The organism is Planomonospora parontospora (assembly GCA_014647935.1).
Taxonomy (GTDB): Bacteria; Actinomycetota; Actinomycetes; order Streptosporangiales; family Streptosporangiaceae; genus Planomonospora; species Planomonospora parontospora.
This window is the reverse complement of record BMQD01000004.1, coordinates 206,019-228,507: the sequence shown is the minus strand read 5'-3', so window position 1 is coordinate 228,507 and position 22,489 is coordinate 206,019. Positions and strand designations below refer to the sequence as shown.

20 protein-coding genes are annotated in these 22,489 nt (G+C 74.4%); 11 read left to right on the top strand and 9 right to left on the bottom strand.

The annotated features are described in order from the left end of the window. The first annotated feature begins 10 nt into the window (after positions 1–10). Together IEZ07_RS08540 and IEZ07_RS08535 are read left to right on the top strand one after the other, a co-directional pair. Positions 11–646 (top strand): HAD family hydrolase, encoded by a 636-nt coding sequence (locus IEZ07_RS08540; RefSeq protein WP_191894249.1) that lies wholly within the window; start codon positions 11–13, stop codon positions 644–646. A 124-nt stretch (positions 647–770) separates the two neighbouring features. Beyond that, positions 771–1,484, top strand: coding sequence for an HAD family hydrolase (locus IEZ07_RS08535; RefSeq protein ID WP_191894351.1), 714 nt, complete (start codon positions 771–773; stop codon positions 1,482–1,484). 26 nt (positions 1,485–1,510) lie between these two features. Here the strand turns inward: IEZ07_RS08535 and IEZ07_RS08530 are convergent, their stop codons facing one another. Continuing rightward, positions 1,511–3,067, bottom strand: a complete 1,557-nt coding sequence (locus tag IEZ07_RS08530; protein ID WP_191894248.1) for a penicillin-binding transpeptidase domain-containing protein — start codon at positions 3,065–3,067, stop codon at positions 1,511–1,513. Between the two features lie 108 nt (positions 3,068–3,175). Here IEZ07_RS08530 and IEZ07_RS08525 point away from each other — a divergent pair, with 108 nt between their 5' ends. The 6 genes from IEZ07_RS08525 to IEZ07_RS08505 all read left to right on the top strand — a co-directional run bounded on the left by IEZ07_RS08525 (position 3,176) and on the right by IEZ07_RS08505 (position 9,876). Next, entirely contained in the window at positions 3,176–4,105 is a 930-nt protein-coding gene (locus tag IEZ07_RS08525) for a LysR family transcriptional regulator (RefSeq protein WP_191894247.1), read from the top strand. Positions 4,106–4,181: 76 nt separating this feature from the next. After that, on the top strand, positions 4,182–5,033 hold the full coding sequence (locus tag IEZ07_RS08520) for a serine hydrolase (RefSeq protein WP_191894246.1): 852 nt from the start codon (positions 4,182–4,184) through the stop codon (positions 5,031–5,033). Positions 5,034–5,194: 161 nt separating this feature from the next. Beyond that, positions 5,195–7,204: an acetoacetate--CoA ligase gene (locus IEZ07_RS08515; protein ID WP_191894245.1), complete on the top strand. Its 2,010-nt coding sequence runs from the start codon at positions 5,195–5,197 to the stop codon at positions 7,202–7,204. Positions 7,205–7,864: 660 nt separating this feature from the next. After that, positions 7,865–8,266, top strand: coding sequence for an AAA family ATPase (locus IEZ07_RS35535; protein ID WP_239319697.1), 402 nt, complete (start codon positions 7,865–7,867; stop codon positions 8,264–8,266). A gap of 30 nt (positions 8,267–8,296) precedes the next feature. Beyond that, complete coding sequence (locus IEZ07_RS35530; RefSeq protein WP_239319695.1) at positions 8,297–8,731, top strand: hypothetical protein; 435 nt, start codon at positions 8,297–8,299, stop codon at positions 8,729–8,731. 284 nt (positions 8,732–9,015) lie between these two features. Then, positions 9,016–9,876, top strand: coding sequence for an endo alpha-1,4 polygalactosaminidase (locus tag IEZ07_RS08505; RefSeq protein WP_239319692.1), 861 nt, complete (start codon positions 9,016–9,018; stop codon positions 9,874–9,876). 79 nt (positions 9,877–9,955) lie between these two features. Here IEZ07_RS08505 and IEZ07_RS08500 read toward each other — a convergent pair whose 3' ends face one another. Then, complete coding sequence (locus IEZ07_RS08500) at positions 9,956–10,315, bottom strand: winged helix-turn-helix transcriptional regulator (RefSeq protein ID WP_307729010.1); 360 nt, start codon at positions 10,313–10,315, stop codon at positions 9,956–9,958. Between the two features lie 80 nt (positions 10,316–10,395). On the opposite strand from IEZ07_RS08500, the gene IEZ07_RS08495 reads away from it, so the two are divergent. Both IEZ07_RS08495 and IEZ07_RS08490 read left to right on the top strand, forming a co-directional pair. Next, the gene (locus IEZ07_RS08495) at positions 10,396–11,019 is read left to right on the top strand and encodes an NAD(P)-dependent oxidoreductase (RefSeq protein WP_191894244.1); all 624 of its coding nucleotides are present in this window, start codon (positions 10,396–10,398) and stop codon (positions 11,017–11,019) included. Between the two features lie 154 nt (positions 11,020–11,173). Then, complete coding sequence (locus tag IEZ07_RS08490) at positions 11,174–11,848, top strand: hypothetical protein (protein WP_191894243.1); 675 nt, start codon at positions 11,174–11,176, stop codon at positions 11,846–11,848. Here IEZ07_RS08490 and IEZ07_RS08485 read toward each other — a convergent pair. The 5 genes from IEZ07_RS08485 to IEZ07_RS08465 all read right to left on the bottom strand — a co-directional run bounded on the left by IEZ07_RS08485 (position 11,820) and on the right by IEZ07_RS08465 (position 18,986). Next, positions 11,820–12,449, bottom strand: a complete 630-nt coding sequence (locus IEZ07_RS08485) for a response regulator (protein ID WP_191894242.1) — start codon at positions 12,447–12,449, stop codon at positions 11,820–11,822. The two genes, IEZ07_RS08490 and IEZ07_RS08485, sit on opposite strands and share 29 nt — an antisense overlap. Further along, positions 12,446–14,614, bottom strand: a complete 2,169-nt coding sequence (locus IEZ07_RS08480; protein ID WP_191894241.1) for a sensor histidine kinase — start codon at positions 14,612–14,614, stop codon at positions 12,446–12,448. The genes IEZ07_RS08485 and IEZ07_RS08480 overlap by 4 nt, the downstream gene beginning before the upstream one ends. 90 nt (positions 14,615–14,704) lie before the next feature. Next, positions 14,705–16,171, bottom strand: a complete 1,467-nt coding sequence (locus IEZ07_RS08475; RefSeq protein ID WP_191894240.1) for an FAD-binding oxidoreductase — start codon at positions 16,169–16,171, stop codon at positions 14,705–14,707. Positions 16,172–16,357: 186 nt separating this feature from the next. Continuing rightward, a complete protein-coding gene (locus IEZ07_RS08470; protein WP_191894239.1) occupies positions 16,358–17,614 on the bottom strand; it encodes an NAD(P)-binding domain-containing protein in 1,257 nt (418 codons plus the stop codon). Between the two features lie 82 nt (positions 17,615–17,696). Beyond that, entirely contained in the window at positions 17,697–18,986 is a 1,290-nt protein-coding gene (locus IEZ07_RS08465; RefSeq protein ID WP_191894238.1) for a carboxylate--amine ligase, read from the bottom strand. Positions 18,987–19,395: 409 nt separating this feature from the next. Here IEZ07_RS08465 and IEZ07_RS08460 point away from each other — a divergent pair, with 409 nt between their 5' ends. Further along, positions 19,396–20,442 (top strand): glycoside hydrolase family 26 protein, encoded by a 1,047-nt coding sequence (locus IEZ07_RS08460; RefSeq protein WP_191894237.1) that lies wholly within the window; start codon positions 19,396–19,398, stop codon positions 20,440–20,442. On the opposite strand, the gene IEZ07_RS08455 is transcribed toward IEZ07_RS08460, so the two are convergent. Both IEZ07_RS08455 and IEZ07_RS08450 read right to left on the bottom strand, forming a co-directional pair. Next, positions 20,361–21,734 carry a glycosyltransferase gene (locus IEZ07_RS08455; RefSeq protein WP_204054314.1) on the bottom strand — a complete coding sequence of 458 codons (1,374 nt, stop codon included), beginning with the start codon at positions 21,732–21,734 and terminating at the stop codon, positions 20,361–20,363. The genes IEZ07_RS08460 and IEZ07_RS08455 overlap by 82 nt on opposite strands. After that, the gene (locus IEZ07_RS08450) at positions 21,731–22,483 is read right to left on the bottom strand and encodes a Wzz/FepE/Etk N-terminal domain-containing protein (protein ID WP_191894236.1); all 753 of its coding nucleotides are present in this window, start codon (positions 22,481–22,483) and stop codon (positions 21,731–21,733) included. The genes IEZ07_RS08455 and IEZ07_RS08450 overlap by 4 nt, the downstream gene beginning before the upstream one ends. Between the last annotated feature and the right edge of the window lie 6 nt (positions 22,484–22,489).

Sequence of the window (22,489 nt, the reverse complement as noted above, 5' to 3'; positions counted from 1 at the left end):
TGGTGGCGATATGAGACACATCGTTTGGGACTGGAACGGCACGCTCTTCGACGACATCGAGGCCGTGGTCGGCGCGACCAACGCGGTCTTCGAGCCGTACGGCGTGGGAGCCTACGACGCCGACGGCTTCCGCGCCGTCTACACCCGCCCGATCTGGACGGCCTACGAGCGCATGCTCGGGCGCCCGCTGGCCGACGGCGAGTGGGAGCTGATGGACCAGGGCTTCCACGACCACTACCACCGGCTGATGCTGGAGTGCGGCCTGACGGCCGACGCGCTCTCCACCCTGCGGGAGTGGGAGCGGGAGGGCGGCAGCCAGTCGCTGCTGTCGATGTGGTGGCACGAGCGCCTGGTCGCCAAGGTCGCCGAGTACGGCATCGACCGGCACTTCACCCGCGTCGACGGGCTGCTGCACAGCGTGCCCGGCGGGCACAAGGCCGAGTCCATGGTGGCCCATATCAAGGCACTGGGCGTCGACCCGGCCGACGTGCTCGTGATCGGCGACAGCGTGGACGACGCCCACGCCGCGCAGCACGTCGGGGCCCGGGCGGTGCTCTACACCGGGGGCATGACCAGCCGCAGGGACCTGCAGGCGCTGGGCGTCCCGGTGGTGGACACCCTCGCGGACGCCGTCGACCACGCCTGAGCGGGGTCTCCTGGTTCCTCCCGGACCGTCCGCGCCGGACGGTCCCGGATGGTTTCGGCATCGGGGACGGCCGGAGCACGGCGACGGCCGTACTCTGGCATCCCACCCATTTCCGGAGGCCACGATCAACCGCCTCGTTCTCTGGAACGTCGATCTGACCCTCGTCGACGTGTCCATCGTCACCCGTGACGCGTACGCCGACGCCTTCCGGCAGGTCACCGGGAGGCCGCTGGTGAAGCTGACCCAGCACAACGGCCGGCCCGACTCCGAGATCGTCTTCGAGACCCTGGCGATCAACGGGGTCGTCGCCTCCGACGAGCACCTCCCGGAGTTCCTGGACGCGCTGGCCGAGGCCTTCGGCGCCCGGCGCAGGCGGCTGGCCAAGGAGGGCAGGGCGATGCCCGGCGCGAAGGACGCGCTGAAGGCCGTGGCCCGGCTCGGCGGCACGGTGCAGTCGGTGCTCACCGGCACGATCAGGAGCAACGCCGTGCACAAGCTGACCGCGTTCGGCCTGGACCGCTACGTCGACTTCGAGATCGGCGGCTACGGGGAGGAGGTCTACCCCAAGGCCAGCCTGCTCCAGGTGGCGCAGGGCCGCGCGGGACGCAGGCACGGCGCCGTCTTCGACGGGAGCAACACCGTGCTGATCGGAGACTCGGCCCGGGACGTGCAGGCCGCCCGGATCGCCGGGGCCTCGATGATCGCGGTCGCCACCGGGCGGTCCCTCCCGGCCGAGCTGCACGAGGCGGGCGCGGACGTGGTCCTGCCGGACCTGTCCGACCCGGCCCGGCTCGTCGAGGCGGTGACCCGCCTCACCGTCCCCGCTCGGACCGGTTGACGCCACCCGCCCGCGGTCCCGGCCGGTCAGGAGTCCGCCAGGGCGGTCAGGAAGCGGGCGGCGATCGGGGCGGCCACCGCCGAGCCCGAGCCGCCGCCCTCCACGATCACGGAGAAGGCCAGGTCGTCCCGGTAGCCGATGAACCAGGCGTGCGAGGGCGGTTCGGCGCCGGAGCCGTACTCGGCGGTGCCGGTCTTGCCCGCCGTACCGGGCGGGAAGGAGACCGCGCTGGCGGTGCCCTCCACCACGACCGCGGGCATCAGCGTGCGCAGGGCCCGCACCACCCCGGGTTCGAGCTCGCGCGGTTCGGCGGGGGGAAGCAGGCCGGGGTCCACCAGCCGGGGCGGGCGCCAGGAGCCGTCGGCGACGGCCGCGGCGACGGCGGCCATGTTGAGCGGGCTGGTCAGCACGCGGCCCTGGCCTATAGAGGCCGAGGCGAGGTCGGTGTCGTCCTTCGGCGCCGGGAACTCCGCCCGTACGGCGGGCACGCCCGGCTGGACCGGGGCGCCGAAGCCGAAGCCCGCGGCGACCTCGGCCAGCCGCTCCCCGCCGAGCCGGTCGACGCTCAGCCGCCCGAACGTGGTGTTGCACGAGTGGGCGAACGCCTCGCGCAGCGAGGGCGTGCCGTAGTCCTTGAAACCGGCGTTGTGGAAGGGGAAGCCACCGATGTTCTGCTCGGCCGGGCAGGCGGTGCGCTCCTCGGCGGTCATGCCGCCGGCCACCAGCGCCGAGGCGGTGACGACCTTGAACGTCGATCCCGGCGGGTAGTGGCCGAGCAGGGCCCGGTTGAACCCGCCCGGCTTGTTGGCCGCAGCCAGGATCTCCCCGGTGGAGGGGCGGACCGCCACCAGGGAGGCGGGCTTGCCGGTGGCGGTGAGCGCGTCGGCGGCGGCGCGGTGGACCCGCAGGTCGATCGTGGTCCTCAGCTCCCGGCCGGGCCTGGCTTCGGCGGTGGCGAGGGTGGCGACCTTGGTCCGGCTCTTCACCAGGTCCACCCGGGCGGAGGCGGAGCCGGTGAGGCGGTCGCGGTAGGTCTCGGTGAGCGCTTCGACGAGCTGCTGCACCGAGCCGGGGGCGGAGGCGGTGTCGATGCGGGTGCCGTCGGCGGCCAGGACCGGTGCCCGCTCGGCCTCGACCGTCACGGTCTTGATCCGCAGGCCGGGGCCGAGCCGGGGGTGGACGGCGGTCGGGCTCCACTTCACCCGCCAGGCCCGCTCGTGCTCGACCAGTGTCAGCGAGCCGTCGTAGCTCCAGTCCACCGCCCCCTTCAGGTGGGCGCGGAAGCGCACGGCCGCGCCGCCGGAGCCGTCGGTGCCGTCGGATGCGCCGGCGACCTCGAAGCGGGCCCCGGTCAGCTTCAGGTCGGTCCGGAACCGCCGGTACCAGCGGTCGAAGTCGGCGGGAGGGCCGACGGTGAGCGCCCGCATCGCCGGGTGGTCCTGCCGCTCCCAGGCGGCGAGGAAGTCCCGGGCAGTCTGCTCGGGCGAGCCCTGGGTGCGCAGGATCCACACCGCCCCGCCGGCCGCGGCGGCCGGGACGAGCAGGGCCGCGGCGGCGGCGATGACGCGGTTTCTCGGCTTCATGAGCGTTCCCCCTTGTCCTCGTCGGCAGAGGAGACCAGAGGAGACGCCTGTCTGTCCAATATCGATATATGTCAGAATTTAATAGCGGAACAGATATCATTCCTGCCCATGGACCTGGTGAAGCACCTGCGCTACTTCACCGTCGTCGCCGAGGAACTGCACTTCGGCAACGCCGCCGTCCGGCTCGGCATGGCGCAGCCGCCGCTCAGCCAGCGCATCCGCCGACTGGAGGACGAACTGGGCGTGCGGTTGTTCGACAGGTCCAACCGACGGGTGCGGCTGACCGCGGCCGGGCAGGCGCTCCTGCCCGAGGCGCAGGAGATCGTCGCCCGGGTCGAGCGGCTGCGCGCCCTCGCCGGGCGCGGCGAGGGCGGCGAGGGCGCGGTCCTGCGGGTCGGCGTCCCCCCGGACCTGGGCTCGGCGGTGATCGCCGCGCTGATCGACGGGTTCCGGGAGGCGGACCGCGGGGTGCGGCTCGCGCCCGCCGAGATGTGGAGCACCGACCAGGTGGCCGGGCTCGCCGCGGGCACCCTCGACGTGGGCGTGGTCCGGCATCCGGTCGCCGCCGCCGACCTGAGCTTCGGCCCGGTGCTCGTCCAGCGCCCGGGAGTGGTGCTGACCGAGTCGGATCCGCTCGCGGAGCGGCCGTCGGTGCACCTGGCCGACCTGGCCGGCCGCCGGCTCGTCCTGTTCCCCGGGGAGCCCGGGCTGCAGGAGGAGACGCTCGCCGAGTGCCGCCGCCACGGGTTCGTCCCGGAGGAGGTGCACGAGGCGCAGACCCTGGGACTGGTCATCGCCGGGACCGCCATCGCCTTCGGGCCCCGCGTGGAGCTGCCCGGCCTGCGCTGGCGGCCGCTGCTGGGTGAACCGCTGGCCTGGCGGGTCTCGACCGCCTGGCGGGGGGAGGCGGGACCTGCGGCCGAGGTCTTCGGGGCGGTGGCCGTACGGGTGCTGAAGGAGAATGCCGGGATGACGGACGACGGCGCGGCGCCGGTGCGGCGGGTGCGGACCCGCCCCGCCACGGGCTTCCTGGCATGACGGGCATCCGCTCGGTGGGCCGGGCACGGAGGACGCCCGGGACGCCCGGGACGTCGCAGGCACGGAGGGCGCGAGCGTGACGGACTTCGACGGGCTGTTCCGCACGGCGGGCGTCACCGGGTTCCTGCACGCCGTGGACCTGGACACCGGGGCCGAGATCGCCCACGGGGCGGACCAGGCCGTGGTCACGGCGTCGGTGTTCAAGGTGGCGCTGCTGGTGGAGTTCTTCCGGCAGGCGGACCGGGGGGCGCTGGATCCGTCCGAGCGGGTCAGGATCGTGGCGGACGGCCACACCCCCGGGCCCACCGGGGTGTCGGCCATGGCCGACGACGTGACGATCTCCCTGCGGGACCTGGCCTACCTGATGATCGCGGTGAGCGACAACACCGCCGCCGACACCCTGATCGGCCGGGTCGGGCTGACGGCGGTCAACACCATGCTCGCCTCCTTCGGCCTGGCCGGCACGTGGCTGGAGCACGACTGCGCCGGGCTGTTCGCGAGCATCGTGGAGGACGCCGGGCAGGAGGACATGCCGACCGATCCGGCGGTGGTCGCCCGGCTGCGCGTGCTCGACCCGGCCCGCACCAACCGCAGCACGCCGCGCGAGACGACCCGGCTGCTCGGCATGATCTGGCGGGACGAGGCGGCCTCGCCGGAGTCCTGCGCGTGGATGCGCCGCCTGCTGGGCCTGCAGGTCTGGCCGCACCGGCTCGCCTCGGGCTTCCCGTACGACGACGTCGCCGTCAGCGGGAAGACCGGCACTTTGCCGACGCTTCGCAACGAGGCCGGGGTGGTGGAGTACCCCGACGGGAGCCGCTACGCCGTGGCGGTCTTCACCCGCTCGTACGGCACCGCGCAGAACCAGCCGCGCGCCGACGCGGTGATCGGCACCGCGGCCCGGGTCGCCGTGGAGCGGCTGCGCTCCTGAGGTCGCGGTCCGGGCCGGTGGTGGAGTGGCTGCGTTCCCGGGGCGGTGCGGGAGCCGGAGGTCCGCCCCGCCGGGGTGGTGTGCGCGGTCCACATCCCGCGAGGCGGGGGTGTGTGGGTCCGGGGGATAACATCAGGGCGGGACGTGGGAAGGATGGGAGCATGGTCAAGGAAGGTGCGCTGCTCTGGGAACCCACCCCGGACGTCACGAAGAACGCCAAGGTCACCGCGTACATGGAGTGGCTCGGCCGGCCGGTCGACTACCAGGCGCTCTGGCAGTGGTCGGTGGAGGCTCCGGAGGAGTTCTGGGCGTCGGTCTGGGACTACTTCGGCGTGGTGGGGGAGCGTGGTGACGGGCCCGTCATATCAGGGACGATGCCCGGGGCCGAATGGTTCACAGGATCGGCGCTGAACTACGCGGAGAACGCGCTGCGCCGCGCCGAGGCGGAGCCCGGCCGGCTCGCGGTGGTCTCCCGCGACGAGTCGGGCGGACGGCGGACGCTCACACTGGGTGAGCTGGCCGCCGAGGTCGCCCGGGTCCGCGCCGGGCTCGCGGCCCTGGGGGTCGGCCGGGGCGACCGGGTCGCCGCCTACGCCCCCAACGTGCCCGAGACGCTCGTCGCCTTCCTCGCCACCGCCTCCCTGGGGGCGATCTGGTCCTCCTGCTCCCCGGACTTCGGCGCGCCCAGCGTGATCGACCGCTTCACCCAGATCGAGCCCAAGGTGCTCCTGGCGGTGGACGGCTACGACTACAACGGCAGGCACTTCGACCGCTCCGGCGTGGCCGCGGACATCGCCGCACGGCTTCCCACGCTCGCCGCCCTGGTCCGCCTGCCCGCACCCGGCGCGGGCACGGGAGACACGCGGGGCACGGAAGACATCCCGGACGCGGGCCGTACGGCGGGCACGGGCGGCGCAGTGGACGGGAACGGAACCCCGGGCGGCCCCGCGACCGTGCTGACCTGGGAGGAACTGCGCTCGGCCGACGGCCCCCTGGCCTTCGAGCGGGTCCCCTTCGGCCACCCGCTCTGGATCGTCTACTCCTCCGGCACCACCGGCCTGCCCAAACCGATCGTGCACGGCCACGGCGGCATCGTCCTGGAGCACCTCAAGGCGCTCTCCTTCCACCAGGACCTCGGCCCCGGCGACGTGTTCTTCTGGTACACCACGACCGGCTGGATGATGTGGAACTACCTCGTCGGCGGTCTGCTGGTCGGCTCGGCCGTGCTGCTCTACGACGGCTCGACCACCCATCCGGAGACCGGCGCCCTGTGGCGGCTGGCCGCCGAGGAGGGCGTCACCTACTTCGGGACCGGCGCGCCGTACATCACCGCCTCGATGAAGGCGGGGCTGGAGCCGGGCGGGCTGGAGCGGCTGCGCGGCCTCGGCTCGACCGGCTCGCCGCTCCCGCCCGAGGGCTTCGCCTGGGTGCACGACACGCTCCCGGAGGTGCAGCTCGGCTCGTTCTCCGGCGGCACCGACGTGTGCACCGGTTTCGTCGGCGCGGTCCCCCTGCTCCCGGTCCGCGCGGGCGTCATCCCGTGCCGGTGCCTGGGCGCGAAGGTGGAGTCGTTCGACCCGTCGGGGCAGCCGGTGGCCGGCGAGGTGGGCGAGCTGGTGCTGACCGTGCCGATGCCGTCCATGCCGGTCATGTTCTGGAACGACCCCGACGGCTCGCGCTACCGGGAGAGCTACTTCGACGACTACCCCGGCGTCTGGCGGCACGGCGACTGGATCAAGATCCTGCCCGACGGCGGCTGCGTCATCTACGGCCGCTCCGACTCGACCCTGAACCGGGGCGGCGTGCGGATGGGCACCAGCGAGTTCTACCGGGTGGTGGAGCGCTTCGAGGAGATCGCCGACAGCCTGGTCATCGACACCGGCCAGCTCGGCCAGGAGGGGCGCCTGCTGCTCTACGTCACCATGGCCGAGGACGCGGAGCTCACCGGCGACCTGGTGGCCCGCCTCCGTACGGCCCTGCGCACCGAGCTCTCCCCGCGCCACGTCCCCGACGAGATCACCGAGGTGCCCGGCATCCCCCGCACGCTGAGCGGCAAGAAGCTGGAGGTCCCGATCCGCAAGATCCTCCTCGGCGTCCCGCCCGAGCAGGCCGCCAACCTCGACGCCATGGCCAACCCCGAGGTGCTCTTCGCCTTCACCCCCGAATCCTGAGACGGCCGCACAATACTGCAGTACAGTCCACTGGCCTGTACTTCAGTGATGTGCGGGGGCATCCGTGGTCGAGAAGCCGGACCACGTCTTCGGTCGCGAGTGGGAGTGGGAGTCCCTGGCCTCCTTCGCCGCGGGCACGCAGGCCGAGGTGGCGTTCGGCGTGGTCGGCGGCCGGCGCCGGCAGGGAAAGACGTTCCTGCTCAAGGCGCTCGCCGAGCAGGCGGGCGGCTTCTACTTCGAGGCGACCGAGGGGACGAGCATCGAGCTGCTCCGGCTCTTCGGCATGGCCATGGCCGGATACTCGGGATCGCCGGTGGGTTATCCCTTCGCGGACTGGCGGGACGCGCTGGCGTTCTTCTTCTCGCTCCCGAAGGACCGGCCGCTCCCGCTGATCATCGACGAGTTCCCCTACCTGATGAAGGCCGAGCCCGCGCTGCCGTCCATCCTCAAGCAGGAGATCGACCTGCGCGGGCGGACCCACCGGGGGAGCAGCCTCGCCCGGGTGCTGATCTGCGGTTCCGCGCTCTCCGTGATGGGGAAGATCCTGTCAGGTCAGGCTCCGCTGCGGGGACGCGCCCGGCTGGAGCTGCTCGTCCAGCCGCTGGGCTTCCGCGAGGCCGCGGAGTTCTGGGGATCTCCGACCCCCGGCTGGCCGCGCTGGTGCACGCGATCGTGGGCGGGACCCCCGCTTACCGAGACGAGTTCACGGCCGGCGACCTCCCCGCCGCGCTGGAGGACTTCGACGGCTGGGTGGTCCGTACGGTCCTCAACCGCCGCACCTCCCTCTTCCGGGAGGGACGCTACCTGCTGGCCGAGGAGGCGGATATCCGGGACCCGGCGCTCTACCACTCGGTCCTGGCCGCGGTCGCCGAGGGGAACGGCACGTGGGGCGGGATCGCGGGTCACATCGGCTACAAGTCATCTGACATCGCCCACCCGATCAACGTGCTGGAGGACTGCGGGCTCCTGGCGAAGGAGAAGGACGCGTTCAAGTCCGCCTCGCAGTACAGGATCACCGAACCGCTGATCTCCTTCTACCAGGCCGTCATGCGCCCCGAATAGACCGACCTGGGGCTGGGCCACGCACAGGAGGTGTGGGAGCGGTCCCGGCAGCGCTTCCTCTCCAAGGTCATGGGGCCGTACTTCGAGGTCCTCTGCCGGGAGTTCGCGACCCGCCACGCGCGCGAGGTCTTCGAGGGCGGGGTGGGCGAGGTCGCGGCGGGCACCGTCGTGGACCCGTCCACCAGGAAGCAGATCCAGGTGGACGTCGCCGTCCTCGGCCCCGCCTACCCGAACGAGGCCCGCGCGGTGCGTTCCCTGGGGGAGGCGAAGTGGGACAAGGTCATGGGAGTCAGGCACCTGCAGCGCCTGCGGAGAGCCCGGGACCTGCTCGCCGCGAAGGGCTACGACACCTCCCGCACCGTCCTGGCCTGCTACAGCGGTGCGGGCTTCGACGCCGACCTCACCTCGGCCGCTCGAGGGGACGACCGCGTGCTCCTCGTGGACCTGCCCGTGCTGTACGGCTGAGGCCAAGCCGAGCGGCAACTGCGAGAAGGCGGGATGTGCACGTTCAGCGATATGTTATCGGATAATTACAATATGTATATCCTTATAAGACGTTTAAAAGTGGTGAATCGGGCGGGCCGGTAAGGCGTCCGTCTGTTAGCGTGCTGCCGCACCTGATGGCCGCTTCCGGCCGGCCTCCCCGGCCGGAAGCGGAGTGGATCCGTCCGCGTCCGGCCACCGGCCCTCCGGCATGCCCGCCGTGCGGGGCGCGGGGCGGGCGCCGAGCCGTACAGGAGAACCTCTTCGTGCCCTTCCCCCGAGCGACGACGCGTCCGACGCACCGCCTCCGCCGGAGCTCCGCGCTCCTGGCCGCGACCGCGGCCCTCCTCGGCGCCGCGCTCTCCACCGGTACGGCGGGGGCCGCTGTGACCCTCGCTGTGGCCCCCGCGCCCGTCCTCCCGCCGGCGAACGCCAAGGCCGACTACCAGCTCGGCGGCGGGTACACCCCGCCCGCCGGGACGCGGATCGTCTCGCGCGACCGGACCGAGGCCCCGGCCGCCGGTCTCTACAACATCTGCTACGTCAACGGCTTCCAGACCCAGCCGGACGAGACCGCCTGGTGGAAGCGGACCCACGACGACCTCCTGCTCAAGGACGCGGGCGGCGCCCACGTCGAGGACGAGGAGTGGGGCGAGCTGCTGCTCGACGTCCGGACCCCGGCCAAGCGCGCCGCCCTCGCCGGGATCGTCGGCGGCTGGATCGCCAGCTGCGCGGACAAGGGCTACGACGCCGTCGAGATCGACAACCTGGACACCTTCTCCCGCTCGGGCGGGCTGGTGAAGCAGGAGCACGCGCTGGCGTTCGCCGGGCTGCTCATCGAGGCCGCCCACGCCGAGGGCCTGGCGATCGCGCAGAAGAACTCGGCCGAGATCGTCGCGGCGGGCCGGAAGGCGGGCTTCGACTTCGCGGTGGCCGAGGAGTGCGGCCGCTACGACGAGTGCGGCACCTACGTCGGCGAGTACGGCTCCAACGTGATCGTCGTCGAGTACCGGCGGGCGGACTTCACGAAGACCTGCAAGCGGTTCGGCTCACGCCTGTCGGTGATGCTGCGCGACGTGCCGCTGCGCAAGGCCGGCCAGCGCAACTACGTCTACGACGCCTGCTGATCCGGCGCCCGCCGGTGGGACGCCCGTCGCGCCGGTCGTCCCACCACCGGGCCGTCGGGTTTCCCGGGCCTCGCCATGGTCAGCCGGCGGCCTGGCGGGCGGCCATGACCTCGTTCACGTGGCTCTCGGCCCAGTCGGCGACGGCCTGGATGGGGGCGTGCAGCGACTGCCCGAGCGGGGTGAGCTCGTACTCCACGCGCGGCGGGACCTCGGCGAAGACGTGCCGGGTCAGCAGGCCGTCGCGGGCCATCGCGCGCAGGGTCTGGGTGAGGACCTTGGGGGTGACGCCGCCGATCGCGTCGCGCAGCTCGGTGAACCGCCGCGGGCCGCCGCGCAGGCTCAGCACGACCAGCACGGACCACTTGTCGCCGATGCGGTCGAGGATCAGGCGGGTCGGGCAGTCGGGGTCGAAGGCGTCGCCGTTCATCATGGTTTCCATAGGGTACCAAGGGCACGTTGAAGTAACCAGTATCCGATGGATACCGTCGAGTCCACGATGACTCCACGGGAGGTTGTGTCATGAGGATTCTGCTGATCGGCGCCACCGGCGTGATCGGGAGCCGGATCGCGGCCGAGGCCCGGGACCGCGGGCACGAGGTCACCGGGGTGACCCGGAGCGGCGCGGCGGGGACCCGCAGCGCGGACGCGGGCGACTCCTCGGCCGTCGCCGAGCTCGCCGCCGGCCACGACGCCGTGGTCCTGGCGATCGCCCCGCCGCGCGACGGCTCGGAGCCGTCGGCCCCGCTGCTCGCCGCCGGGCGCGGGGTGCTGGAGGGACTGCGCAAGGCCGGGGTGCGCCGCCTGGTGGTCGTCGGAGGCGCGGGCAGCCTGGAGGCGGCGCCGGGTGTCCGGCTCGTCGACACCCCCGAATTCCCCGCCGTCTACAAGGGCGAGGCGCTGGCCCAGGCCGAGCTGCTGGAGCTGGTCCGCGCTCAGGCCGGTGACCTGGAGTGGACCTACGTCTCACCCGCGATCGTGATCGAGCCGGGTGAGCGCACCGGCTCCTACCGCCGGGGCGGCGACCAGGTGCTCGCCGACGCCGACGGCAGGAGCCTCATCAGCGCCGAGGACTACGCCGTGGCCCTGGTGGACGAGCTGGAGACCGCCCAGGCCGTCGGCCGCCGCATCACCGTCGCCTACTGAGCCGCCCCTGCTGGGCCACCCCGCCCCCTCCGGTGACGACGGGAACCCGGGGGCGAGGGTCCGCGGGACACGTCGGCCCCCCGGGACATTCCTCCCGGGCGGGCCGGACAACCACTCAGGTGGACCGGGACGGCGGGCGGGTTGACTCCGCCACATGCTGAAAAATCCTGACTCGTTCCGCCGGGTGGTCGCCGGAACCGCCCTGCTCGGCTGGCCGGTACTGCTCTTCCTGGCCTTCCTGACCTCGCCCCCGGGCGCCGAGCACGATCCCGGGATCTTCCGGGAGAGCCCGGGGGCCGTACAGGTCAGCGCCCTGCTCTACCTCTGGGCGGCGCTCGCCTTCATCCCCGTCGTCCTGGGCCTGGCCCACCTGCTCAAGCACCGCGCACCCCGGACCGGCGGCATCGGCGCGGCGCTCGGGCTGATCGGCGCCGGGCACGCGCTGACCCTGTTCACCACCGACTTCTACGACCTGGCGCTCGCGCAGACCCTGCCCGCCGCGCAGGCCGAGCAGGTGACCGCCCGCGCGGGCGAACTGCCCGGATTCCTGTACGGCATGCTGCTGCCCGCCTTCCTCGCCCACGTCGGACTGTTCACGCTCCTCATCGGGCTGGCCGCGACGAGGTACGCGCCCTGGTGGGTGCCGGTCGCGGCGCTCGCCGGCACGGTCGTGCCGTTCGCGACCATGGACCGGCCGCCCGCCGTGCAGTCCGTCGGTGCGCTGTTCCAACTGGCGGCCTACGGCTGGATCGGGCTCCGCGTGCTGCGCGCGCCCCAGGCGGAGTGGGACCGGCCGGAGCTCACAGCCCGGCCTCCCGTGCCCGCATGATCGCCTGGGCCCGGTCGGCCACCTGGAGCTTGGCGAAGACCGCCGAGACGTGATTGCGCACGGTCTTCTGGCTCAGTCCGAGCCGGGCCGCGATCTGCGGGTTGGTGAGGTGCTCGGCCACCAGGGCGAGGATCTCCCGCTCCCGGCGGGTCAGCTCGGGCAGCGCCGGCTCGCTCCGCTCGCGCTCGGCGAAGTAGGCCGTCATCCGGGCGGCGATGGCGGGGCTGAAGATCGCCTCGCCCTCGGCCGCCGCCTGCACCGACCGGACCAGCTCCGCCTTGCGGGCGCCCTTGAGGACGTAGCCGCGGGCTCCGGCCCGCATGGCGGCGAACACCGAGTCGTCGTCGTCCGACATGCTGAGCACGACCACCCGGACGTGCGGGTGGTCGCGGGTCAGCCGCTCGGTCGCGGCGACCCCTCCCATGCCGGGCATCGCCAGGTCCATGAGGACCACGTCCGGCTGCGCCCGCCCGACCAGGGCCAGCGCCTGCTCGCCGCTCGCGGCCTCGTCGGCGACCTCGATCCCCTCGGCGGCCGAGAGCAGGGCCCGTAGCCCGGCCCGGAACCCGGCGTGGTCGTCGACCAGCAGGATCCGGATCACCGCCGCCTCCCTTCCTCCCGCGCGGGCAGCACGACCCTGACCCGGGTCCCGCCTTCCGCGCGCTCCTCCACCGTGCACGATCCTCCCAGCTCCGCGGCCCGCTCCCGCATCGAGACGAGCCCGACGCCCTCCCGCCCCGCGGTCCCCCGCCCGGCGCCCTTCGGTCCTACGCCCTCCCGCCCGGCGCCTTCACGCCCGCCTTCCCGCCACGCCTTCGACGAGGCGCCCGGCGGGGCGTCCGGCCCCGGTACGGCGGGCCGCACGCCGCCGCCGTCGTCGAGGACCTCCAGCACGAGGCTGTCCCCGGCCACCGAGATCCGCAGTTCCGCACCGGCGGCGCCCGCGTGCCGGCCGACGTTGGCCAGCGCCTCGGCCGCGACGCGGTAGGCCGCGACCTCGGTGGCGGCGGGCAGCGGCGGGAGCTCGTCCGGAGCCTCGACGGTCACCCGCAGGCCGGGCGGCTGCCGGGCGGCGTGGGCGCGCAACGCGCCGAGCAGGCCGAGGGAGTCGAGCGCGGGCGGGCGCAGCCCGTCCACGATCGTGCGCACGTCGGCCGTCGCCGCCTCGGCGTCCCGGACGAGGCCGGCCAGCAGGTCCCGGGCGCGCTCGTCGGTGACCAGGTCGTGCGCGGCCTCCGCCCGCATGGTGAGCGCGGCCAGCGTGGGGCCGAGTCCGTCGTGCAGGTCGCGCCGGAGGCGGCGGCGCTCCTCCTCGCGGGCCATCACCAGCCGCTCCCGCGAGCGGCGCAGGTCGGCGGAGAGCCGTACGGCGTGCGCGGCCACCGCCACCTGCCGGGCCAGGTCGGACAGGACCCGCAGGTCATGCGGGCCGAAGCCGCTCTCGCCCGGCCGCGGGGACAGGACGAGATCACCGACCCGCGCACCGTCATAGGTCAGCGGCAGCCGTACCGCTCCGCCCGGAACACCCTCCCCTGCGGACGCCCAGGCGTGGCGCTCGCCGTCGGCCGTCTCCACCGCCGCGTACGGCAGGCGCAGGGCCTCGGCCACCGAGCGCGCGACCCCGGGCAGCACCGCGTCCGGCGCCCCGCTGGCCTCCAGGCGGCGGCCCAGGCGGGTGAGCGCCGCGTAGGGGTCGTCCCGCTCGCCGTACATCAGCAGGTTGATCCAGCTCTGCAGGCGCTGCCGGAGCGGGGCGAAGGCGAGGGCCACCAGGCCGGCGGCCAGCACGGAGGCCGGCAGGCCGGCCGAGGGGAGGACCGCGCCGAGGTAGCCGACCACCAGGACGTAGCCGCCGGTCACGCAGCCCGACAGCAGCGCGTAGACCAGGGTCCTGTTGACGACCAGGTCGATGTCGAACAGCCGGTGGCGCAGGATCGCGATGCAGATCGCGACGGGGATGAGCGCCGTGGCCAGCGCGCCGACCAGTTCCCAGGGCGAGTGGACCGGCGGGTAGACATGCCGGGGGTCGTCGTCGGCCAGCCCCGCGGCCAGCCGCGCGTGGGCGGCCAGCAGGCTGAGCGCGACCGCGTAGGCCAGCCACTTGAGCTGCGCGCGCTGCCGGCCGGTGCTGCGCAGCGCCCGCACCAGCAGGTCGATCCCCCCGGCGGCGAAGACCACCGCCAGCAGGACCACCAGCGCCGTCTCCATGACCTGGGCGGGCCCGGCCATCACCGCGACCCCGAGCGGGTTCGGCACTCCGGGACCGGGGCCGACCTGCTCGTTCGTCCCGGGGCGCAGGGCGTTCACCGCCGCGCCCGCCGCCGCCACGGCGACCACCGCCCGCACGAACGGCCGCCATCGGGGCGAGGGCGGCGCGTCGCCGGGGAAGAAGAGGGGGACCAGGGCGAGGGAGAAGTTGGCCGGGATCCACAGCCAGGTCTGCGGCCAGGCCATGGCCTCGGGGAGGGGGAGGGGACCCTGGCCGGGAGAGGCGGCCGGGCGGGTGAGCGCGCCGTAGACGGCGTACTCGCCGCAGGATTCCAGGAGGGCGAAGCAGAGCGCGCTGAGCGCCAGCAGCCGGCCCACCGGATGCCCCGGCCGGTGCGCCCCGATCAGTCCGCCCGCCAGCGCGCACGCCACGTTGAGCAGCAGGTGGCTCTGGGTGATCGGCTCGTAGCCGTTGAGCCCGGCCAGGACCGCGGCGCACGCGATCAGGGCCAGCGTCAGGGCGCAGGCCGCCCAGGCGATGCGCGCCGCTGTGATCACTGCTCCTCCGGGTCCGGTCGGGCACACCGTACCCGCGCCCGCGCCCGGAAGGGACGGGACGGTGTCCCGGGACACGGCCCGGGGAGCGGCTCAGATGCCCTGCGGGAGCCGGAAGAGGCGGCCGGGGTCGTAGGCGGCCTTGATCCGGGCGAGCCGGGAGGAGTTGGCCCCGTAGTAGGCGGTGCGCCAGCCGTCCAGTTCGGGGTCGACGTAGTTGACGTAGGCGTGGTCGCCGAAGTGGGGGCGCATCGCGGCCCGGGCGGCCCGGGTCCAGCCGGCCGCCCCGGATCGGTGGGCGTAGTATTGCACGCTGTACAGCGCGGCCCGGTGCGGGAAGGCCGTGGCGTCCGGGCGGACGCGGCCGACCGCGCCGCCCAGCGCGTCCAGGAGCACGGTGTGGTCGCCGGTCTTCGCCACCTCGGCGACCAGTTTCCTGACCCCGCCCTCGGACAGCGGGCGGTAGGCCAGGTGCGACCTGGCCGAGAAGCGGTCCCGGGAGAGCCGGCCGTCGCGGGTCTGACCGGGCAGGGACCCGCCCCGGTGGCACTGGGAGACCGACAGGTCCGAACAGCCTCCCATGATCATCATGGCCTGCCGGTAGGGGACCTCCCTGACGGAGGCGGAGGAGGCCGGGCCGATCCGGTCGGCCGCCGGGTCGAGCAGCCGCTCGCACTCCGCCCGACTCCCGAGGTGGAGGCCGACGAGCCGAACGTCCGTGCCGCCGCCGTCGCGGCTCAGGTGCAGGGTGGACCACATCGCGTCCGGGGCGGACGGCGCCCACGCCTGCCAGGCCCGTACCGCCCGGGCCGCCCTCGCCCACGGCCAGCGCAGGGTGAAGACCGTCACCTCGCGGGCGGGATGGGTCCGGAAGCCGAAGGAGACCGCCACCCCGAGGTTGCCGCCGCCTCCGCCGCGCGAGGCCCACAGCAGGTCAGGGTCGTGGTCCGCGTCGCAGTCCAGCAGCCGCCCGTCGGCCGTGACGATCCGTACCGACTCCATCACGTCGCAGGTCAGGCCGTACTTCCTGGACACCACGCCGATCCCGCCGCCCAGCGCCAGCCCGCTCACCCCGACGGTGGGGCAGGTGCCCGCCGGGATGCTCACTCCGCGGGCCGCGAGCCGGTCGTAGACGTCGACGAGCCTGGCGCCCGCCCCCACGGTCGCCCGCCCGGAGGCGTACGCGACCGTGTTCATCGGCGAGACGTCGACGACCAGCCCGGACCCGGTGGACCAGCCCGCGTAGGAGTGCCCGCCGGACCGTACGGCCAGCGGCACCCTCATCCGGCGGGCGAAGTTCACGCACTCGGCCACGTCGGAGGGGTTCGCGCAGTAGGCGACGCCCGCCGGCCGCACTCCGTCGTAGGCCGGGTTGAACAGGCGGCGGGCGGCGTCGTAGGCGCCGTCACCGGGCCGGACGAGCCTGCCGTCCAGTCCGCGGCCCAGCGCCCTCCAGTCCGACGGGCCGGGACCGGAGCGGGCGGGCGACCCGGCGCCCGCGGTGAGGGCGGCCAGGCCGCCGATCCGGAGGAATGTCCGTCGGTCCGGAGTGCGTTCCATGCTCTTCTCCCCGAGGGTCCCGTGTCGTCCGCCTGGTGAGACGCGCGCCGTGCCCGCCCGGTTCGTCACGAAGACGTCACTTCCCGGTGGCCGCGCGGAGCCGTACGGGGTGACGCCGCCGGGGCCGTACGGCGGCGCCGGAGCCCGAGAGGGTCGTGCGGAGCCGTGCAGGTCCGGTGCGGAGCCTCAGCCGATGTACTCGCGGGGCCGGGCCGGCCGCGCGGAGACCCCGGAGAGCATCGAGCGCGCCCGCACGGCGGCGACCAGGCCGCGGGTGACCCGGCGGGCCGCGAAGTGCGTGCCGTGCACGAACCTCATGACGGGGCCGAACGTGCCGGCCGCGGCCAGCCCCACGGCGAACAGGCCGCTGACCGAGGTCTCGAAGTCCCTCGTCAGCAGGGGAGAGGTCCCGGTGCGCCGGATGGCGTAGCGGAGGTTGCCGTCGAGGACGTCCATCCGCTCCACGTCCACCAGGTAACCGGTGGCGGCGATCACGTGCTCGGTGCGGACGGTCCTGATGCTCCCGTTCTCGTCGCGGAGCGTCAGGCTCACGTCGTCGCCGTGGACCGCGCCCGCGAGCGTCTGCCCCAGCACCACCGGGACGTGCCCGTCGAACCGCTTGCGCAGCCACCACGCCCCGGCCGGGCCCAGGGTCGTGCGGACGATGCGGTGGCGGGTGGCGACGGGCAGGTGGCGCACGCTGCCGGGCAGCTCGGACCAGATCCACGAGCGCCAGCCGGTGCCCAGGCCGGAGACCGGGGACAGCAGCCGCCGCAGCGCCGAGGCGCGGGTCTCCGGCACGTTGTTCCAGAGCAGGGTGTTCACCCGGGCCACCACCCGGGGCCGGGCTCCGGCCTCCAGCAGCAGGGTCGCCGTCTCCAGGGCGGACTGCCCGGCGCCGACCACCGTGACGTCGCGGCCCGCGAACGCCGACAGGTCGTGGTGCTCGGAGCTGTGCGTGCAGATCTCGGAGGGCAGTCCGGAGAGCACGGCGGGGCGGTGGGCGAAGGGCAGGAAGCCCAGCGCCAGGACCACCGTCCGGGTCATCACCGTCTCCCCGGTCGACAGCTCGACGGCGAAGAGCCTTCCCTGGGGGCGAATCTCGGTCACGGAGGAGGGATCGAGGGCCTCCCCGACGGTCCGGGCCCGGAACCACTTGCCGTAGTCGACGAACGTCTCCACGGGCACGGGCTCGCCGTAGGCGCACGACAGGCCCCGGGGGCGGCAGTAGGCGTCCAGGCCGTAGCTCCTGTGCGGGTCGGCGAGGTTCGACGCGGCCGGCTCCGACTTGAGCAGCATCCCCCGGGGCATGTGCCGCTCCCAGGACTCCATGGGGCGGCCGTAGACGCGCACGTCCAGCCCGGCCGCGACGGCATGGGCGCCGACGGAGAGCCCGTAGGGGCCCGCACCGACGACGGCGACGTCGATTACCGGCGTGCGCATGCTTTCTCCTTGCTCATTTAAAATCCCCCGTAAAGGAATCGACCCGCGGCTGATCCCTTGTTCTCCGAATGCTTCGAAAATTCTAACGCGGTGCCGCGGGAAGGCTCCGGCGGCGGCGGGCGAGGCGGTTAAAGCCTCGTTTCATTGTCTGTCTCGCCATGGTCAGGAAAGGAAGGGGGTCGTCGCCGTCGAACCAGGCGAACTCGTCGGCCTCGCGCAGCGACCGGAGCCAGCCGGCACAGGTCAGCCGGTGCATGCGCCGGTCGTGGAGGGCGGGGAACGGATCGTAGTTCTCGACCAGGAACGTGCGGCCGTGCGCGGGGCGGCCCGGGGACGGCGGGGTGCCGGTGAGGTCGAGGTGGAGCGCGCGGACGAGGTCGAGGCCCCGCTCGTCGGTGAACAACCGGAACTGCGCGCCCAGGCGGGGGTTGAAGTCCAGCAGGTGGTAGGCGTCCGCGGCGGCGTCGTACCGGAAGTCCAGGTCCAGGACGCCCCGGTAGCCCAGTCCGGAGGCGAGCGAGCGCGCCGCGCCCTCGACGCGGGGGTTGGGCAGCCACCGGCCGAGCGTGGTCAGGCCGGCGCGGGGCGGGTAGGCCCGCTCCTTCCGGCCGGCGCCGCCGAACAGGCAGGAGGAGTCCTCGCCGAAATAGCCGTGGAAGAACCAGTCGGAGCCCGCGGTGCCGGGCACGAACCGCTGGAAGAGCAGGTCGCCGCCGGGCCCGCCGGTCCGCGCCGCCAACCGTGCGGCCTCCTGCGCGGTGCGGACCTGTGTCGTGCTGCGCAGTCCGGAGCCGGGGGGCAGCAGCCAGGGCCTGGCCCACTTGGCCATCAGCGGCAGGCCCAGCCTGCGGACGGCGGCCGCGGCGTCGCCTGCGGTCGCGATCACGTGCGTCTCCGGGTGGGAGACGCCCAGCCCGGCGCAGAGCGCGGCCAGGGAGGACTTGTCCGCCAGGCGGCGGGGCAGCCCGGGGACCTGCCCGGGCAGCAGGAAGAGGGGGGCGAGGGCGGCGGCGTGCTCGGCGGCGAAGACGGCGCCCGCGTCGTCCATCGGGAGGAGGACCGCGCGGCGCCCGATGACCGAGGCGATCGCCTCCAGCGCGGAGGTCAGCGCCTCCGGGGTCCTCGGACCGTCCGGCCAGACGTGCGTCCGGGCGAGGTGGCGCGAGCGGGAGGCCGGGGCGTGCCGCCCTTCGAGGACGGCGTGCACCTCCACTCCGGCGCGGCCCAGGGAGCGGACGGCCGCCAGCGTGCCGTGGTGGAGCACGTTGTCGTCCAGCCGGAGGACCAGGGCCGGGACGGCCGGGTCCAGCCGGACCGCGTGGGGCCGGCCGGCGTGCGGCAGGCCGCTCTCCACCGGCTCGATCGTGCTCATGAATACGCCCGCCACATGAATTGATTAATCTGGGCCCGTCGTCGTCCGCCGCTCACTATATAAGCTTCCCGCGGATAACGGTGAACCACGGGAGGCGTTTCCTTGATATGTGCGATTAATTTCGGACCCCTCCGATAACCGGTTCCGAACATGGCTTTCACTGAAAAATCCGGACGTTGTGCGCATTCATTCGGCGGCCGTGCGGATCCCCGCCGGTCGACGGGGGCCGAGTCCGGTGGACGGCGGCCACCGGGAGGAGGCACCGGGGGTGACAGGGAGGCGGTACCGGCGGAGATCGGGAGGCGGTGCCGGGGGCGACGGCTGGGAGGCGGTGCCGGGGTGACGGAGACGACGGGGCGGCCGGGGTGACGAGGACGGGGACGGCGGGATGGCGGGGGCGGCCGGGGTGATGAGAACGGGGCGCGGGAGGCGGGTGAAGGCGCTCGGCTGGGGGATGCTCGCCGTGCTCGCGGTCTCGGGACCGCCGGGGGAGCCGCCCTCGACCGGTGGAGATGGCGGCGGGCGGGTCGTACGGCCCGCGGCGGCGGTCCCGTTCGGGGTGTTCCTCGCCTCCGACGCGCGCGGCGCCGAGCGGCTGCCCCGGTTCGAGGCCTGGCTCGGCGGCCCCCGGGCGACCGTCGGCCGGACGTACCTGCCGGGGGAGAACTGGACCGCCCTGCGAGGACCGGACTTCATCCTGGACCCCTGGACCCGCTGGCGCGCCGCCGCGCCGGGGCGCGTGCTGGCGGTCAACGTCCCCATGGTCGCGCCCAACGAGGGGCGGCTGCCCGACGCCGAGGTCGCCGGGCTGCTGCGCGCGGGCGCGAAAGGGGACTTCGACCCCGTCTTCCGGCGGCTGGCGGCCCGGCTGGTCGCGGCGGGGGCCGCCGACACGATCGTCGTGCTGGGCTGGGAGATGAACGGGACGACCTACTCCAGCCGCTGCGCACCCGACCCCGCGGCCTGGAAGGCCTACTGGCGGCGGATCGTCGCGGTGATGCGGGCGGTGGGGGGCCAGGGCTTCCGGTTCGACTTCGCGCCCAGCCGGGGCCGGGACGCCATCCCGTGGACGGAGTGCTACCCCGGCGACGACGTGGTCGACATCATCGGCATGGACAGCTACGACCAGGCCCCCGGCGGGACCTTCGACGACTACCTCGACCAGCCGTACGGCATGCGCCACCACGCGCGGTTCGCGGCGGCGCGCGGCAAGCCGATCTCGTTCCCGGAGTGGGGGCTGTTCCGCCGGGGCGACCGCCCCGAGTACGTGCGGGGGATGCTGGAGTGGATCCGCACCCACGACGTGGCCTACCACTCGATCTCCGACTACTGCCCGCACGGGGTCTGGCAGTGCCGGGACAACCCCCGCTCGGCTCAGGCGTTCCGCGAGTCGATGGGCCGGGCCGGGCGGCCGGGCGGCGGGACCGGGTCCCCGGCGGCTCCCGCGCGGCCCTGACACCCGTCCGCGTCGTCCCCGTCACCGGCGGCTCCCGCGCCGCCCCGGAGCCCCCCGCCGCCGTCTCCGCCGTCTCCGCCGTCCATGCCGTTCCCGTCGCCCTCGTCCCACCGGGAGGCCGGGACGCTCCCGGCCGGTCCCCCGGCCGCGTCCGCCCGCACGTCCCGGATGACGCGCCAGGTCAGCGCCGCCAGCCGGTCCAGCACGGGCCGGATGCCGAAGTCCGCGGCCCGGGCGACCGCGGCCTCCCCCTCCTGGTGGGCGAGCACCGGATGACGGAGCCGGAGGGCGACCGCCTCGGCCAGGGCCCCGGCGTCCTCCGGTGGGACGAGGGCGCCGACCCGGGGGGTGACCACCTCGGACAGGCCGGGGACGTCGGCGGCGACCAGTGAGCGGCCGCTCGCGAGCGCCTCCAGCGCGGTCAGCGGCAACCCCTCCCAGCGGGAGGGGAGGACGACCACGTCGGCCGCCGCGTACCAGGGACGGACGTCGGCGACGGCGTCGGTGAACACCACGCCGAGCCCGGCCGCCGCCCCCAGGGCGGGCCGGAGGTCGCCGTCGCCGACGACCGCCAGCCGGGCGTCCGGGCAGACCCGGGTGACCCGCTCCCACGCGCCGACCAGCAGGTCCTGGCCCTTCTGCCGGGTGACCCGGCCGACGCAGACCGCCAGCGGCGCGTGCTCGGGCAGGCCGAGCAGCCGCCGGGCCGCCGCCCTGCCGCCGGGACCGGCCGGACGGAACCGGTCGAGGTCGACCCCGTTGCGGACCACGGTGAAGTTCCCGCGCAGACCCTGCTCCCGGGCGAGCGCGGCCTCGCCCTCGCCCACGCACACCAGCAGACCCGCCCAGCGGGCGGCGGCCCGCTCCCAGGCCAGGGCCGCCCGCGCCGCGGCGCCCCGGGCGGCCAGCCACGACCAGCCGTGCGGCTGGAACAGCGTGGGGATCCGGCCGCGGAGCACGGCGCGGCCCGCCAGCCCGGCCTTGGCGGAGTGCAGGTGGACGGCGTGCGGGGCGAACCCGTCGATCAGCCGGCGGAGCCGCCGCGCTTCGCCGGGGACGCCGGCCCCCGGCGACCTGGACGCCTCCCAGCGCAGCCACTGGACGCCGAGCGCGGCCAGCTCGTCCGGCAGGCGCCCGGAGCCGGGGCAGGCGACGGCCACGTTCCAGCCCCGCCGTACCTGGTCGGCGGCGAGGACGGCGACGTAGCCCGCCACGCCGCCGTCCACGGGCCGGCTGACGTGGAGCACGGAGGGGGCCAGCGCCGCGGGCCAGCCCCGCCGGGAGGCGGTCATGCCCGGACCTCCCCCAGGGCCGCCTCGCGCTCGGCCGGTCGCACCCGCACCGTCACCTTCCGCGTGGCGGGCCGGGCCGGGGCCGTACGGAGCCGGCCGCAGGAGGCCGAGGACCGGACCGGGACCGTGAGGCAGACGAGGGCGCCGACCAGGACGCCACCGGTCGCGCCGAGCGCGGCGCCGACCGCGGGCGGCGGAGACGAGGGGGAGGCGGGCGGGAGGGCCTTGGTGAAGCGGACGAGGCGGACGCGGGTGTTGACCGCCTGGTAGTTCGCATACGTGATCAGGGCGGTCGCCACGGCGTTGGCCCGGTCCGCGGCCTGCCGAGGACCGGGCGCGGAGGCGCTCAGCCCGACCAGGGGGGCGTCGGGCGAGGCCGACGCCTGCACCGCGCGCCGCAGCCGCTCGACGGAGGCCTCCGGGACGGAGGCCCCCGGGACACCGGTGTCCGGGGAGGTCCCCCGGGGGAGGAGAGCGGGGTCCGGAACGGGAGGCGGGGAGGCGTCGTCCAGGGCGAGGGCGAGGATCTCCGGCTGGGTGGCGACGCGGGCGTAGGTCTGCGCGAAGTCCACCGCCCGGGCGGTGTCGCTCCGGTCGGCGGGGACCGCGACCACGTACGCGTCGGCGGTGTAGACCGGCTCCCTGACCAGGGAGAAGGCCAGGCCCGCCAGGGTTCCCACGAGCACGGCCGCCCCCAGCGGCCACCAGCGTCGCAGCAGGCCGGTCCGGGCCGGCGCCGGATCTCTCATCGGATG

Coding starts and splice junctions, on each gene's coding strand:
- IEZ07_RS08460 (WP_191894237.1), top strand. CDS start 19,396: ATGAGAACGGGGCGCGGGAGGCGGGTGAAGGCGCTCGGCTGGGGGATG.
- IEZ07_RS08515 (WP_191894245.1), top strand. CDS start 5,195: ATGGTCAAGGAAGGTGCGCTGCTCTGGGAACCCACCCCGGACGTCACG.
- IEZ07_RS08530 (WP_191894248.1), bottom strand. CDS start 3,067: ATGAAGCCGAGAAACCGCGTCATCGCCGCCGCCGCGGCCCTGCTCGTC.
- IEZ07_RS08475 (WP_191894240.1), bottom strand. CDS start 16,171: ATGGAACGCACTCCGGACCGACGGACATTCCTCCGGATCGGCGGCCTG.
- IEZ07_RS08465 (WP_191894238.1), bottom strand. CDS start 18,986: ATGAGCACGATCGAGCCGGTGGAGAGCGGCCTGCCGCACGCCGGCCGG.
- IEZ07_RS08455 (WP_204054314.1), bottom strand. CDS start 21,734: ATGACCGCCTCCCGGCGGGGCTGGCCCGCGGCGCTGGCCCCCTCCGTG.
- IEZ07_RS08525 (WP_191894247.1), top strand. CDS start 3,176: ATGGACCTGGTGAAGCACCTGCGCTACTTCACCGTCGTCGCCGAGGAA.
- IEZ07_RS08540 (WP_191894249.1), top strand. CDS start 11: ATGAGACACATCGTTTGGGACTGGAACGGCACGCTCTTCGACGACATC.
- IEZ07_RS08495 (WP_191894244.1), top strand. CDS start 10,396: ATGAGGATTCTGCTGATCGGCGCCACCGGCGTGATCGGGAGCCGGATC.
- IEZ07_RS08500 (WP_307729010.1), bottom strand. CDS start 10,315: ATGGAAACCATGATGAACGGCGACGCCTTCGACCCCGACTGCCCGACC.
- IEZ07_RS08490 (WP_191894243.1), top strand. CDS start 11,174: ATGCTGAAAAATCCTGACTCGTTCCGCCGGGTGGTCGCCGGAACCGCC.
- IEZ07_RS08470 (WP_191894239.1), bottom strand. CDS start 17,614: ATGCGCACGCCGGTAATCGACGTCGCCGTCGTCGGTGCGGGCCCCTAC.
- IEZ07_RS08450 (WP_191894236.1), bottom strand. CDS start 22,483: ATGAGAGATCCGGCGCCGGCCCGGACCGGCCTGCTGCGACGCTGGTGG.